The organism is Mesorhizobium sp. M2E.F.Ca.ET.209.01.1.1 (assembly GCF_004010375.2).
Lineage (GTDB): Bacteria > Pseudomonadota > Alphaproteobacteria > Rhizobiales > Rhizobiaceae > Mesorhizobium.
This window is the reverse complement of record NZ_SADP02000001.1, coordinates 327,768-342,468: the sequence shown is the minus strand read 5'-3', so window position 1 is coordinate 342,468 and position 14,701 is coordinate 327,768. Positions and strand designations below refer to the sequence as shown.

Genomic DNA, 14,701 nt, shown 5'->3' with positions numbered 1-14,701 from the left:
CTTGTTGCATTCACATAACCGGCGGGTGTCCGCCGGCGTCTCCCAACTCAGCCGACCCACCAACCGGTGCGCTGGCCGCGATGAAACTGGATAGTCTTTTCCTCGGTATAATCCTCGACGGCGCGTTTGCCGAGTTCGCGTCCCAGACCGGACTGCTTGTAGCCCCCGAAAGGCAGCTCGGGGTAACCTTCCATGAACGTGTTCACCCAAACCGTCCCCGAACGCACACCGCGCGCCACCGACATGCAGGTGTCGATGCTGGCGCTCCACACCCCTGCAGACAAACCATAGGGCGTGTTGTTGGCAATGTGCAATGCCTTCTCAATCGTTTCAAAAGTGAGCACGGACAGCACCGGGCCGAACACTTCCTCACGCGCGATCGCCATATCCTCGGTGACGTTGCGGATGATCGTCGGATCGAGATATTGGCCGGCGTTGGATGCAAGCCGGGTGCCGCCGGTGAAAACGCTGCCGCCGTCGGTTTTCGCCGCCGTTACATAGCCGGTTACCTTTTCCATGTGGTCGGCCGAGATCATCGCGCCGACCTTGGTGCGGTCGTCGAGCGGATCGCCGACGCGGACTTTCTGGGACAGCGTCTTGACCGCGTTGAGGAAATCGTCGGCGATCGCCTCATGCACGATGAGGCGGCTGCCGGCATTGCAGCATTCGCCGGCATTGAAGAAACCGCCGAACACAGCGGCATCCGCAGCCGCTTCGAGGTCGGCATCGGGGAAGACGATCTGGCCGTTCTTGCCGCCGAGCTCCATCGAGACTTTCTTCAGCGAATTGGACGCCGTGGCCATGGTCATCTTGCCGACACGGGTCGAGCCGGTGAAGGAGACCATCTCGACCAGCGGATGGCTGACCATCGGCGCGCCGACATCGGCGCCGTAGCCGGCGAGGATGTTGACGACACCGGCCGGCAGCCCGGCTTCGAGCAGGATGTCGCCAAGCACGAAAGTCGAGGCCGACGTCATCTCGCTGGGCTTCACCACCGCCGTGCAGCCGGCGGCGAGCGCGAAGGGCAGCTTCTGGCTGACGATCAGGAAGGGGAAATTCCACGGCGTGATGATCGAGACGACGCCGATCGGTTCGCGCAGCACCACCCCCAGCATATCGTCGCCGAGATTGGCGTAGCTCTCGCCATGCAGCGTGCGGGCGAGCGAGGCGGCGTAGCGCCAGATGTCGATCGCGCCGCCGATCTCGCCGCGCGCCTGGGCGATCGGCTTGCCGGATTCCAGCGCATCGAGGCGGGCGATCTCTTCCAGCCTGGTCTCGATCAGGTCAGCCGTCTTCAGCAGAATCGCTGCGCGTTCCGACGCCTTCATGCGCGGCCATGGGCCCGTTTCGAAAGCCTTATGAGCGGCCTGGACGGCAGCTTCCACTTCAGCCGCATTTGCCTGGGCGTAGCGCGAGACGACAAAACCGTGGCCGGGGCTGGCGCGCTCGATCGTTCGGCCATCGCGGGCCTCGACATGCTTGCCGTCGATCAGGAGCTTGTAAGCCTTCGGCGCTTGGGACGCCTCTTTCGGCATGGAGATGTTGAGCGGTGGGTTCATCATGTCTTCTCTAGGATCTCGAAAAGGCCGGCTTCTGCTTGGCCTTGAAGGCGCCGACGCCGGCTTTGAGGTCGCCCGTCAGCGCAATGAAGCCGCTGGCCAGCGCCTCGGTCGCGGCTGCGTCTTCCTCGCCCTCGGCAACGCCGATCATCAGCTTGGCGGCCTCGGTCGCCAGCGGGCCGCGCTCGGCGATCTTTTCGGCCCAGGCTTTGGCTTCGTCGAACGCCTTCCCCGTTTCGACCAGCCGGTCGACGATGCCGTGCGCGAGCGCGTCGGCCGCCAGGAAAATCTCGCCGCCAATCGCCATGCGGCGCACGATCTGCGCACCGAACCGGCGCACGGCGCGCTGCGTGCCCGACCATCCGGGCACGACGCCGATCGAGGTTTCCGGGAAACCGAGCTTGATCTGGGTTTCGGCGACGCGGAAGTCACAGGCCGCCGCCAGTTCCAGCCCTCCGCCGAGCGCATGGCCGGACAGAACCGCGATGGTCGGTTGCCGGAGCCGTGCCAGCCGGTCGAAGACGCGGTGTCCGTAGCGCACCCATTGCACCTGGAAATCGGCGGCACTCATCGCGCCCCAGGCCTCGACGTCGCCGCCGGCGCAAAAGCCCTTGCCTTCGCCGCGGATGAGAACGACGCGGACGCCCTCGGCCAGTTCCGCTTCGTCGAGCGCTGCTTCAAGCGCGCGCAGCATCGGGATGTCGAGCGCGTTGAATTTGTCCGGACGGCGCAGCGTGACGATGCCTATGGCACCGTCCTTTTCGAAGGTGACAAGCTCAGCCATGCGCGCCTCCGAGCGAAGCACTGCCATTGAGCGACAGGCCGATCGGCCGGTCTTGGTAGAGCGCCGCAGGCGTCACCTTGAGGTCGTTGGCGATGGCGAGCGGAATCTCGGCCTGCGCCAGCACGTCACGCTCGAGGTCGATGCCGGGCGCGAGTTCCGTCACCATCAAACCGTTCGGCGTCAGCTTCATCACGCAACGCTCGGTGACATAGGTGATGTCCTGCCCTTGAGCGACGGCGCGTTTTCCCGAGAAGGAGATGTGCTCGACCGCCTCGACGACCTTCTTGACCTTGCCTTCCTGGTCGATGCGGATGGCGCCGTCGGCGAGCGACAGCTTGGCGCCAGCATTGAAGAAGCCGGAGAAGACGATCTTCTTCGCCCGCGACGTGATGTCGACGAAGCCGCCGGCGCCGGCCGTCACATGCGGCCGCGCCGAGAGCTTCGAGACATTGACCGAGCCGTGCCGGTCGATCTGCAGGAAGGACAGCAGCGAGGCGTCGAAGCCGCCGGCCTGGAAATAGATGAATTGATGCGGCGAGGGCATGATCGCCTCGGCATTCGAGGCGCAGCCGAACTTGAAGTCGAGCAGCGGTACGCCGCCGACCGCGCCCTGCTCGATCACCCAGGTGACCTTGCCGTGCTGGCCTTCCTCCAAAAGGATGCGCGGCACGTTGGCGGAGATGCCGAAGCCGATGTTGACGGCCATGCCGTCGCGCAATTCCATGGCAACGCGGCGGGCGATCACCTTCTGGATGTTCATCTCGGGCGTGCGGAAGGTGGAGAGCGGCCGGAAGATCTCGCCCGAGATCGCCGGGTCGTAGGGCGTCTGTGTCGTCTGCAACTGATCGGGCGCCACGACGATATGGTCGACCAGCACGCCGGGAACGCGCACGTCATGCGGCTTCAGCGTGCCGTTTTCGACGACGCGCTTCACCTGCGCGATGACGATGCCGCCATTGTTGCGGGCCGCAAGCGCCTGCTCCAGCCCGCCGAGATAGGCGCCTTCATGCTCATAGGTGAGGTTGCCGCGCTCGTCGGCCGTCGTTGCCCGAATGATCGAGATGTTGGGTACGATGGCGCGGAAATAGAGCCATTCCTCGCCGTCGAATTGCTCAACCGAGACGATCGGATCGCTGGCCGCCGCGTTCATGGCGCAGCCCTGATGGCGCGGATCGGCAAAGGTATCGAGGCCGACCTTGGTCAGCACGCCCGGGCGCTTTGCCGCGGCCTCGCGATGCATGTCGAACAGGATGCCGGAGGGCACGTTGTAGGCGGCGACCGAATTGTCGCCGATCATCTTCCAGATCTGCGGCGGCTCGGCGGAGGAGGGGCCGGACGGGTAGGAGCCGCAGAGCGTGCGCTTCAACAGGCCGGGCTTTGCGAGATGGTCGATGCCCTTGATACCGTACATGTCGCCGGCGGCGATCGGGTGCAGCGTGGTGATATTCTTCGGATGGCCTTCCGCGTCGAAGCGCTCGCCGATCGCGGCAAGCACGGCGTCCGGGCAGCCAAGGCCGCTCGACGACGACACCGAGACGACCATGCCGTCCTTGATCAGGCTTGCCGCCTGCGCTGCGGAAACGACCTTGCTCAATTCATGCTCCCGAGTTTCGGGTCGATCTTGACGGCTTTGCCTGATTTGGCCGACTGCAATGCCGCTTCGGCCGAAGCCAGCGACCAGATGCCGTCCTCGCCAGTGGCCGATGGCTGACCTTCGCCGCGGATCGCGGCATGGAACTGGCGCAGCGAGCGGGTGTAGAGGTCCTCGCGGTCGAAGCTCAGCTCTTCCTCGCCGGAAGCTGTGCGCAGCAGCACCGAGCCGATCGGCTTCTGCGTCATGACGTTGGTGGCGATGAGCGAACCTTCTGAACCGTGCACCTCGAAGCCGGTGCCGGCGTATTTGGTGGTGAAGCCCTCATGCGATTGGGCGATGACCCCGGACTTGAAGCGCCAGATGCACATGGCGCCATCCTCCAGCCCGCTGCCGGCCATGCCGGCCGATTGCGTGAAGGCCGAGATCTCGACCGGATCGTCGCCGAGCACAAAGCGCAGCGTGTCGGCGTCATGCACGGTGATGTCGAGCACCACGCCGCCGCCGGCTTCAGGCCTGGCGATGCGCCAGCCCTGCAGGTTTTCCGGCAGGTAGACGGAATGGAAGACGCGGGCTGCGACCGGCTTGCCAATACGGCCGTCAGCAATCGCCTTGCGCATGGTGCGGTGCGCGCCGGCATTGCGCAGATGGTGATTGGTGCCGAACACGATGCCGGCTTCTCTGGCCGCCGCAACCATCTTGCGCGCATCGGCGCTGGTCAGGGCCAGCGGCTTCTCGCACAGCACATGCTTGCCGGCCTTGATCGCTGCCAAGCCTTGTTCGAGATGCAATTCATTGGTGGTCGAGATGTAGACGGCGTCGATGTCCTTGCTGAGCAGTGCATCGAGGGACGAGACGGCGGCAGGAATGCCATTTTCGCGGGCATAAGCCTCTGCGCGCTCGGCGCTCGAGCTCATCACGGCGGCGACCTCGCCGTCGGCCTGCGCGCGGATGGCATTGATCATGAATTGCTTGGCGATCGTGCTGGCGCCGATCAGTCCCCATCGCACGCTCATGCCGCGTCTCCCACTTGGCTGTTGCGGTCCGGGCCGCTGCTTTCCCGCACGACGAGGCTGACGGCGCCGATATGGTCCTCGGCGCGCGTGGTGCGCGACTGGATCATCTTCAGCATGACATGGGCGGCGCGCTCGCCGAGGCCCGCCGTGTCGACGGCAACGCTAGTCAGCGCCGGGCTGTAATGCTCGGCCTCGGCGACATCGTCGAAGCCGACGACGGCAAAGTCCGTTCCCGCCTCGAGGCCTCGCTTGCGCAAGGCCAGCATGACGCCGAAGGCAACCGCGTCGTTGAAACAAAGGGCCGCCGTCGGCGGTTCGGAGATGGCCAGCGCCGTCTCCAGGCAGGCCATGCCGCCCTTGCGGCTGGTCTCGCCCTCGACGATCGTCCGGTCGGCAACCGGAATGGCGAACGCCTCGCAGGCTTCGAGGAAACCGCCCAGACGCTCCTGATAGACGACAAGGTCGGACGAGCCGCCGAAGAAAGCGAGGCGGCGATGGCCCTTGCGGATCAGATGCTCGGTGGCGAGACAGGCGCCGCGACGATTGTCGGGCGCGATTGCCGGTATGCGGCTCTCGGGCAGCCTGCGCATGGCGAACACCACGGGCAAGCCCGCCGCTTCGATGCGCCGGAAAGCGCCGGGCGTCGTGCCGCGCGCCGGCGAGACGATCAGGCCGGCGACGCCCTGTTCCATCATCGACTTCAGCACCTCTTCCTGGCGCACCGGATTCTCCGCCGTGTTGGCGAGGAAAGGAACGACGCCCGCCGCCTGGAAGACGCGCTCCATGCCGACGGCAAGCTCGGCGAAGAAGGGGTTGGTGAGATCGTTGATCACCATGCCGATGACGTTGGAATGGGCCTTACGGAGATTGGCGGCGCCGCGGTTGTAGACATAGCCGACATCCTCGATCGCCTTGCGCACCTTGACCGCGGTTTCAGGCCGGATCAGCCCGCTGCCTTGCAGCACGAGCGACACCGTCGATTTGGACACGCCGGCCTCCCGGGCAATGTCCAGGATCGTCGCCTTGGCCCGGCTGGCCATCCTCGTCCCGTCCTCCACGCTTTTGAACAATTCTATTGGAACGTTCTAATCACTGTCCGAAATCAGAGTCAATCGTGATTCTTGTGACAAGGCCAAAATTGATTGGAGCGGTTCAAATCTTTCGATGGCGCAAGGGTTTCGCATCGCGGTGCAGCAGCCGACCGGCTCGGATCTCTTGAATCATAAAGCTTCTTGATTTATTGGAACGTTCCATTTATAGGAGCCGCGACGGGAGAGTTCGATGGACATCATCTTGCCTGCGGAGAACGGCGACCGGGTCAGCTACCGGCTCGTCGGCAAACCGGTTGCGCCGAGTGAAGGCGCGCGTTTTTCGCGCATCGCCTATGCCGCCGCCCATGTCGTTGCAGACCCCATCGCCATGACCAATCCGTGGTCGCGGCCGGCGGTCGACTGGGACAGGACCATGGCGTTCCGCCATCATCTGTGGCGGCTCGGCTTCCGTATCGCCGAGGCCATGGACACCTCTCAGCGCGGCATGGGCTTCGACTGGACAAGCGCCAAGGAACTAATCCGCCGCTCGATCGCCGAGGCGCGCGCTGTGCCAGGCGCCGACCTTGCTTCAGGAGCGGGGACCGATCACCTGGCGCCGGCGGCGGCCAAGACGGTCGATGACGTCATCCGCGCCTATGAGGAACAGTTCGCCTTCATCGAAGGCGAGGGCGGCAAGGCGATCATGATGGCGAGCCGCGCGCTGGCAGCGGTGGCCAAGGGGTCGGAAGACTATGCCCGCGTTTATGACCGGATGCTGTCCCAGGCCTCCGGCAAGGTGATCCTGCACTGGCTGGGCGACATGTTCGATCCGGCGCTCAAGGGCTATTGGGGCAGCAACGATTTCGACGCGGCGCTCGACACGGTCGTCGCCATCATCGAGCGGCATGCGGACAAGGTCGAGGGGATCAAGATATCGCTGCTCGATGCCGGCAAGGAAGTGCAGTTGCGCGACCGGCTGCCCGAGGGCGTCGTGATGTTCACCGGCGACGATTTCAACTATCCGGAGCTGATCGCCGGCGACGGCAGGCGGCATTCGCATGCGCTGCTCGGCATCTTCGATGCCATCGCGCCGGTCGCCAACGCCGCGCTGGCGAAGCTGGCCGATGGCGATCGTGCCGGCTACGACGCGCTGATGGCGCCGACCGTGCCGCTGTCGCGAAAAATCTTCGAGGCGCCAACCGAATACTACAAGGCCGGCATCGTCTTCATGGCCTGGCTGAACGGGCATCAGGACCATTTCACCATGGTCGGCGGCATGCAGTCGGCGCGCGGCATATGCCACTATGCGGACGTGTTCCGCCTCGCCGACCAGGCCGGCCTGCTGGCCGACCCTGATCTTGCCTCTGCCAGGATGAAGACCCTGCTGGCGACGGCCGGCATCTGAGCCGGTCCCCGCAGGGAGGATTTGCGTTCCGCCGGCAAATCTGTATTCGCTTGCCGGAAATGAGCGCGGACGAATATGGCAATGGCGGAAGGTTGCCGGGTGGACCAGACCTTCGACCTCGAAGGAAAGCGCATTTTCGTCGCCGGTCATCGTGGCATGGTCGGCTCGGCGGTGGTGCGCCGCCTGGCAAGCGAGGATTGCGAGATCGTGACCGTCGCGCGCAGCGAGCTCGATCTTCTCGACCAGGCCGGCGTGCGCCGATGGATGCAGGACCGCCGGCCGGACGCGGTGATCATGGCTGCCGCCAAGGTCGGCGGCATCATGGCCAATGACAGCTTCCCGGTGGATTTTCTTTACGAAAATCTCGTCGTGCAGACCAACGTGATCGAAGCTGCCTTTCGCAGCGAGGTGCAGAAACTCCTGTTCCTCGGCTCGTCCTGCATCTATCCGAAACTCGCGCCGCAGCCGATCCCGGAAGACGCCCTGCTCACCGGTCCGCTCGAACCCACCAATGAATGGTACGCCGTCGCCAAGATCGCCGGATTGAAGCTCTGCCAGGCTTACCGGCGGCAATATGGCGCCAACTACATCTCGGCAATGCCGACCAATCTCTACGGTCCGGGCGACAATTTCGATCTAGGCAGCAGCCATGTCATTCCGGCGCTGATGCGCAAGGCGCATGAGGCGAAGCGCACCGGCCAAAAGACCCTGCCGGTGTGGGGGTCCGGCCGGCCGATGCGGGAATTCCTGCATGTCGACGATGCCGCCGACGCCTTTGTCTGGCTTTTAAAGACCTATGCGGACGATGGCCACGTCAATGTCGGGAGCGGCGAGGATGTCACCATCGCGGAGCTCGCCAGCACTGTCGTATCCGTCGTCGGCGCCGCCGCCTCGATCGAACTCGATCCGACGAAGCCCGACGGCACGCCGCGCAAGCTGATGGATGTGTCGCGCCTCTTCGCAACCGGCTGGAGACCGGCATATTCGCTTCGACGTGGATTGGAACAGACCTATGCGTGGTTCCTTGAACATGTCGAGGGAGGCGATATCCGTCTTGGCCCTGCATGATCCTCAGTCGAAACTCATAGCGGCGACCAGGGAGGACGGTCTGGGCGGCCGCCTTCTGGCCATGGTCAACGCCAAGGCCCTTGCCGACACGCTTGGCTATCGCTTCGGCTTTACCTGGTGGCCGATGCATGACGACGAATTTCACTCGGTCGAGAAGGTCGACAAGATATTCTCCGCCGACTTTATCGAGAAGCACTGGCTGGGGGAGAGGGTCGAACCAACGGGTTTCGAAGTTCTCGAGGAGGTGGCCTTTACCCGTGCCAGTCTCGATGCCGCGGCGGGACGGCGAAGTCTTCGCGGCTGGATCTGCAACGAGTTCAAGATACTGGATTTTTTTCGCGGCGGACCCGAACTCGTCCGGCGATCGGAGACATTGCGAGGCTTCGGCTTTTCCCAGGCCGTGAATCAGGCGTTCGATGCCGCCGACAGGCGCCCCTTTCCTGGGCCGACCGCGGCTTTGCATCTTCGCAGCGGCGACATTGTCCGCGGCAAATATCGCTTCATGCTGGATTTCAGCGACAAGGTGGTAGCCTCGACCCTGGTCAAGTCCATCGCCTCGGAGCTTTCGTCGAAAGGCCTGACAACCCTGCTGATCGGTCAGGATCGCGCGACGCTCGAATATCTGCGGTCGCAAACCGGCGCATTGCTGAGCGATGATCTGGGATCGGCGGAATTCGAGGATGAGACGCTCAGGGCATTCTTCGAAATGAGGCTGATGGCGCGCTGCCGGACAATCTATGCAGGCAGCAGCGTCTATGCATCCGTGGCATCGACGATGGGCGATATCGCCCTCATCCACCCGAAGACCTTGTTCGGCGGTTCGAAAGCCGCAGAAATGATCCTGGGCGAACTGAGCCGTCATCAGGGCGACTACCACCCGCTCGAGGCCGCCTTCGGCTATCAAAGCGCATTTCTCGACCTCGAAGGCCAGATCAGCCCGACGCGGGCAAAAGACATCCTCGGAAAGGCTTACGCGCTGGATCCCGAGAACGACATCTATCCGCTCAAAATCGCGGCAGCGTTCTTTCGCGACTGTGATTACCGGTCCGGCGAGGCCGTTTTGAAGGGGCTCATGACCAGGCAGTTCGAAGCCTCCTCCGCAATGCCGTTGCGCGCGATTGGCGTTCTGGTCGGCAGGTCGTGGCTCGGCCATGTCATGTCGAAGGATTTCGAATTCTTCTTCGCGGCGGCCGCCGATGGGCATCCCTATGCGGCAGCATGCTCGGCGCATATCCTCCATGTCGTGTTCGGAAAGCTGGAACCGGCCCGCCGGATGATTGCGATGTCGCTGGAGGCGGAACCGGACAATGCCCTGTTCAAGAGGATCAAACGCCACATACGGCCATTGGTGACGCCTCAGTCCGGTCTTCTGGCGAAAGCGCGGCTGCGGCTCTGGAAAGCCGGGATTCGAATCTAAAGCGCGTCGCGATCCTTCGGATTCGCTCCATACGCTTTAGGTTTTTTGATTTACGCATGTCTTTATCCCGAAACCGGTTCCCACTTTCGGGAGACATGCTTTAGGGCTGCGGCCATGACCGGGTGCCCCGCGGTTGCTGGACACGGACAGGAACGCGGCCTGGTATCCCAATCTCGTGGAAACCTACGAGCACGTGAAAGCCACGGTGCCGTTAAGGGCATTGGGGACGGCCGAGGACGTCGCCAATGCCTGCCTCTATCTCGCATCGGACATGGGCAAGTTCGTCACTGGACATTTGTTGCACGTCAACGGCGGCGAGTTCATGGTGTAGGCCGGCAATCATTAGGGAGCGCTTCAGCGTGAAGGGATACTGGCTCATCGTCGGAACCGAGATTTCGGACCAGGAGGCGCAGGCCGAGTACGCCCGGCTCTGGAAGCCAATCGGCGAAAAATACCAGGCACGCACCAACACGACGAAACAGCCGCCGCTGCTCGTCGAGGCGCGTGACGCCAAGCGCATGGTGCTTGTGGAATTTCCGTCGCTGGAGATCGCCAAGGCCTGCTATGCCGACCCGGCCTATGCGCAAGCCATCCGCTTCGCGCTGAAGGCGTCTAATCGCACGCTTGTGATGTTCGAAGGGGATCTCGGGTAGCGGTGCCGCCAGACGCCAAACGCAGGAGATTTGTGCCGGCCAAGTCTCTGAGTTATGAGAAGGATGGTGGGCGTGACAAGGATTGAACTTGTGACCCCTGCAATGTCAATATCAGGCTTACAATTCCCGGCTGTACCGTCACCATCCCGCCGCTACTGAAATCATTGAAAAAACTGTCACTCTCCTACCCGCAAGAGCTGTACTTTTCCCTTCAATTTGATTACCACACGATTGCTGAATTGGGGGCCAGTTGCAGTGAAGATGCGAATTTCGAAGCGTTCCGTCGATGAATTGGTCGCCGGAGAGAAAGACACCTTTTGGTGGGACGATGCGTTGAAGGGGTTTGGTGTCAAGGTAACGCCATTGGGGAAGAAGGTGTTTGTTCTCCAATATCGTGTAGGCAAGTCCGGTACCCCTCGACGCATAACAATTGGAGAGTACGGTCAGCCTTGGTCGCCGGATCGCGCACGAGACGAAGCCATGCGCCTACGCGGGATAGTGGCCTCTGGGGTCGATCCAGCAGACAGGCCTCCCGACAAGGTTAGCGTTACGGTCAAGCAGCTCTGGGAAAAATATCTCGAGCAGGCTTCCGCCCATAAGAAACCAACCACTCTGGCACGGGATCGTAGCTCGGCAATTCGCCACGTCATTCCGCTCATCGGCGAGAAGGACGTTCGCACTCTTACCAAACCTGATATCCAGTCCTTCTTTTCCTCTGTGAAGGCTGGGAAAACCGCGACCGATGAGAAGACCGGTCCGAGGGGTCGAGCGATCGTGAAGGGAGGGCCGGGGACCGCCAATCGAACCCTAGACCTTCTATCCTCAATGATGACATTCGCCATTGAGTTGGGCATCCGGCAAGATAACCCGACGAAAGGGATCAAGAAGTTTTCGCTCCGGACCCGCGATCGATATCTCAATTCTGAGGAGCTCAAACGGCTTGGGGAGGCCCTTGTGGCCGAACAGGCGTCAGGTACGAACCCCGTGGCGCTGGCGGCTATTCGGTTCTTATCCCTCTCCGGGTGCCGCAAGAGCGAAGCTCTTGGCCTTAAATGGAGCTGGATAGATCTGGAAAACTCTTTGGTTTCGCTGCCTGACAGCAAAACAGGTGCGCGCCAGCTTCATCTTGGAAGCGCTGCCAAGGACTTGCTGATGAATATGCCCCGGTTTGCAAACTCCCCTTGGGTTTTTCCATCGGCAAGGGGGGAGGGGCCGGTGGTTGGCATTCGAAAAATCTGGGACGCTGTACGCATTCGGGCCGGTCTCGGTGATTTTCGCTTACATGATCTGCGGCACAGCTTCGCGAGTTCCGCGGTATCGGCTGGTCAGAGCCTCTATGTGGTTGGCAAACTTTTGGGTCATAGCCAAGCGCGCACCACCCAGCGCTACGCGCATCTTGCCAAAGGGCCGGTTCAATCAGCTGCCGATGCGATTTCGGATGAAATCGCTAAGAAGCTCGCGGCGAAGTGAGACCGGCGTAGCCGAACGCGTTCACAGGCGTTCTCGTTCCGAGCGGCTACTTCGCACTCATATACTCCAGGTCAAGATCGGCGAGCCTCGATAGGCGATCTACGCATGTACTATTGACATGTGTCAAAAATAGATGTATATGTGACACATGTAAAATGGGAGAGTGAAATGAGCAATGATCTAGGTCAACTCCGCTATGTGCCGCAGAATTTTCGCGACCTCGCAGAAACCGAACTCGGGAAGGAGCTTTGGTCGTTTCTCAAGCACCGTGACAACCTCATCAGGATGGAAACGGCCACTCTTTTGGACAGGGCAGCCGTTGAGCCCTTGGCCGCAGGCCTAGTGGCAGAGTTCGGCGAGGAGGTCTCGGATGATCGTGTAAAACAGATGATCGGTCACATGGTCAGGCAAGTTATGGCGGCAATGGGGTACGAGACGGATCGCTCAGCTTTGCGAATAACGCGGCCGAGCCTGTTCACCAGCGGGACCACCTATCGCCCAGCGGGGAGCGGTCCTCGGGAAGCCATGAAAATCACGAAAGAACAGCGCGACGCGTGGATAAAAAACACGAAGAATAGCGCGTTCAATACGTGGCTGAATAAGCAGGTTAGGGACGAGAATGGCGTCCTTCTCCTTGAACAGCTCTACGCGGTTGCCAGAAAGTACGGAATCGAGAAGCGTTACGACAATCTCAATCCCGGCCAGCAGCGCATGAACATTGGCGTTCAGCTCCGCAAGCTGGTCGACCCAAAAGAATATGAATCTACGTGAAGATCAAGGCCGAGCCTAGGTAGCGCTACAGCTTCTTCAGTGCAGTGGCGATCAGCTCGGCTCGCTTCTTCTGAAACTCCTCGAAGGCATCAAATCCATACACCGAAAGGTCAGGTATCAGATGCCGCGCTTTGAATGCCGACTCTCGGGTTTTGAGCCACTCGTCAAACGGCGTGGCATTCTTCGACAGGTTCTCCGATTCTGTCAGAAGCTGGAGGTTCACAAGCGTGTTGAATTTGCTCAGGTAGAGTTGAGCCTTGGCGTCGTCAAATCCCCTATTCTTCAACTTGCTTGTCTGAAACTCGGTTTTCGGGAAGACGTGGTCTTCGTGGAAGGCCGCATCCTTCCAGTCGCGATCGGGGTACAAAAGGGAAAGGGCAAGGTTTGTGTATCTCTCTTGGTAGCCGTATTCCAAAATGCGAGCGATTTCCGTCTCACTCAAACTTGGTTCGATACCCAGCGATTTATAAAGCGAACTAGCCGGGAATGGGGTCGTCGCGTTGCAATCCTTCAACAACTCTCGCAAGCGCGTCAGCGTCGTATCCGTTGATGAACCAAACGCATTCTTCAGCGTCGAAAACACGAACCATTTGCGGATTGTCACTTGGGCTTCGGCGTCCTCAACGCGTGACGAGGTATCAAATGACCAGTTGCCGCGCTTCCTGATATAGAGCGCAATAGGGAGCAGCGCCAAAGGAGCCACCACGTTCTTGCTGTTGAAACCGAACCGAGAAATCAGCCTTACTGTTGTTGAAAGCGCCTTTTTGATGTTTTCCCAGTTGGCCTCGATCAGGCGAAGGTTTTGTCTTGTGAAGTTCTTCACCTTGTACTGAATTGGAAGGCCGTCAGTCAGGTACAGGCTTGCCTTAAGGACGAAGTCTTTCCCGAAGCTGTACCCCGTTCCAATGTCATTAAGTGAATCGGTAAATTCGTGGATTTCGCTCCGCGCATCGAGCGATTCCCATTTAGCCGTTGCCGTTGCAAGGAGTAGGTCGGAATATTCTAGGGGCTGACCGCCAGAATTTGCCCGGACGAATACCTGTAGCACCTTGTCATAATCTTGAGACTTCTCTTCATAGTAGTTCCCTATGAGGGTCGTATGGACGCGGTTATGCAGACGTCCGATCAGTCTTTGGGCATTGTCGCGCTGCTCCTCGCCAAGGTTGGCTAACCGGGCTTTCATATCTCCTTTGGCGTCTTCGGCGTCTTCGAAATCCAGGATTCGACCGACGGGATACCATAGCTGGGGTTTCTCACCTTTCGGCTCATCGTTTTCCCTGAAGGCGAAGCCATAGGTGAGTTCCTCGGGGTTGTCCTCATTGGGCGTCGGAGCCTTGAGCAGATTCATGTATAGTTTCTCTTTACGCCACCGGTAGTGAAAATATCGATATGAACCACAAAGGCCAATGAAGAGGGATGTTATTCTTTGCTGGCCATCTAGTACCAGCGTGACGTCCTTGGTGATTCCAGACATATTGGCTGCGGGATTGTGCGGATCTTCATCGTCGAAGTCTCGGATAAATTCGTAGACCGGCCACTCGTCTTTGTTCTTCTGCTCCAGTCTCCAATATAAGAATGAACCGATTGGAAAATCGGACATCATCGAATCAAATAAGCGTTCGATCCGCTCCGGTCTCCACACAAACTCCCTCTGGATGGCAGGCAGGTACAGATCACGATTCAATTGTCGAATCAGGTCTCTCACGCGAACCGGTATATACTCCATACTTGCCCCCATCCTGGCTGAAGTTGTCTACGTCAAGAAAGAAGCAGCGCGGCCTGCGCCAACGATGCTTCCAAAGAAAACTGCCCTCCGGCCGGTTCGCGATGTTGTCCGTGAAAGTCCCAAAAACAGGGATGGCAGGTAGAATCGAAAAGTCGCTTCAACGGTAACTGCCAGCAGCATCCAAGGCAACGCCTGAGGCTGACAGCTGAC

13 protein-coding genes are annotated in these 14,701 nt (G+C 60.6%); 7 read left to right on the top strand and 6 right to left on the bottom strand.

All coding sequences use genetic code 11. From position 1 onward, the window contains the following. Nucleotides 1-47: 47 nt before the first annotated feature. Genes EN852_RS01725 through EN852_RS01705 form a run of 5 tightly spaced genes read right to left on the bottom strand, consistent with a single transcriptional unit; the run spans nt 48 to nt 5,990 of the window. Nucleotides 48-1,559: an aldehyde dehydrogenase family protein gene (locus tag EN852_RS01725; RefSeq protein WP_127874933.1), complete on the bottom strand. Its 1,512-nt coding sequence runs from the start codon at nt 1,557-1,559 to the stop codon at nt 48-50. 10 nt (nt 1,560-1,569) lie between these two features. Next, nucleotides 1,570-2,343: an enoyl-CoA hydratase/isomerase family protein gene (locus tag EN852_RS01720; RefSeq protein WP_127874671.1), complete on the bottom strand. Its 774-nt coding sequence runs from the start codon at nt 2,341-2,343 to the stop codon at nt 1,570-1,572. Beyond that, nucleotides 2,336-3,937, bottom strand: a complete 1,602-nt coding sequence (locus EN852_RS01715) for an acyl CoA:acetate/3-ketoacid CoA transferase (RefSeq protein ID WP_127874670.1) — start codon at nt 3,935-3,937, stop codon at nt 2,336-2,338. The genes EN852_RS01720 and EN852_RS01715 overlap by 8 nt, the downstream gene beginning before the upstream one ends. Further along, a complete protein-coding gene (locus EN852_RS01710; protein WP_127874669.1) occupies nt 3,934-4,950 on the bottom strand; it encodes a Gfo/Idh/MocA family oxidoreductase in 1,017 nt (338 codons plus the stop codon). The genes EN852_RS01715 and EN852_RS01710 overlap by 4 nt, the downstream gene beginning before the upstream one ends. After that, nucleotides 4,947-5,990 (bottom strand): LacI family DNA-binding transcriptional regulator, encoded by a 1,044-nt coding sequence (locus EN852_RS01705; RefSeq protein ID WP_127874668.1) that lies wholly within the window; start codon nt 5,988-5,990, stop codon nt 4,947-4,949. Before EN852_RS01705 ends, EN852_RS01710 begins: the two co-directional genes overlap by 4 nt. A 241-nt stretch (nt 5,991-6,231) precedes the next feature. On the opposite strand from EN852_RS01705, the gene EN852_RS01700 reads away from it, so the two are divergent. The 7 genes from EN852_RS01700 (at nt 6,232) to EN852_RS01670 (ending at nt 12,765) form a co-directional block, all read left to right on the top strand. Next, complete coding sequence (locus EN852_RS01700; protein ID WP_127874667.1) at nt 6,232-7,386, top strand: dihydrodipicolinate synthase family protein; 1,155 nt, start codon at nt 6,232-6,234, stop codon at nt 7,384-7,386. 99 nt (nt 7,387-7,485) lie between these two features. Beyond that, the gene (locus EN852_RS01695) at nt 7,486-8,454 is read left to right on the top strand and encodes a GDP-L-fucose synthase (protein WP_281407768.1); all 969 of its coding nucleotides are present in this window, start codon (nt 7,486-7,488) and stop codon (nt 8,452-8,454) included. After that, a complete protein-coding gene (locus EN852_RS01690; RefSeq protein WP_246694141.1) occupies nt 8,441-9,871 on the top strand; it encodes a hypothetical protein in 1,431 nt (476 codons plus the stop codon). Before EN852_RS01695 ends, EN852_RS01690 begins: the two co-directional genes overlap by 14 nt. A 133-nt stretch (nt 9,872-10,004) precedes the next feature. Further along, nucleotides 10,005-10,202 carry an SDR family oxidoreductase gene (locus EN852_RS01685; RefSeq protein ID WP_127874665.1) on the top strand — a complete coding sequence of 66 codons (198 nt, stop codon included), beginning with the start codon at nt 10,005-10,007 and terminating at the stop codon, nt 10,200-10,202. A 28-nt stretch (nt 10,203-10,230) separates the two neighbouring features. Continuing rightward, nucleotides 10,231-10,524 carry a DUF1330 domain-containing protein gene (locus EN852_RS01680; RefSeq protein ID WP_189545655.1) on the top strand — a complete coding sequence of 98 codons (294 nt, stop codon included), beginning with the start codon at nt 10,231-10,233 and terminating at the stop codon, nt 10,522-10,524. A gap of 261 nt (nt 10,525-10,785) precedes the next feature. Beyond that, a complete protein-coding gene (locus tag EN852_RS01675) occupies nt 10,786-11,994 on the top strand; it encodes a site-specific integrase (RefSeq protein WP_246694163.1) in 1,209 nt (402 codons plus the stop codon). Between the two features lie 168 nt (nt 11,995-12,162). Continuing rightward, nucleotides 12,163-12,765: a hypothetical protein gene (locus tag EN852_RS01670; RefSeq protein ID WP_127874662.1), complete on the top strand. Its 603-nt coding sequence runs from the start codon at nt 12,163-12,165 to the stop codon at nt 12,763-12,765. Between the two features lie 25 nt (nt 12,766-12,790). Here the strand turns inward: EN852_RS01670 and EN852_RS01665 are convergent, their stop codons facing one another. Further along, nucleotides 12,791-14,470 carry a DUF262 domain-containing protein gene (locus tag EN852_RS01665; RefSeq protein ID WP_210238216.1) on the bottom strand — a complete coding sequence of 560 codons (1,680 nt, stop codon included), beginning with the start codon at nt 14,468-14,470 and terminating at the stop codon, nt 12,791-12,793. Nucleotides 14,471-14,701: the final 231 nt, after the last annotated feature.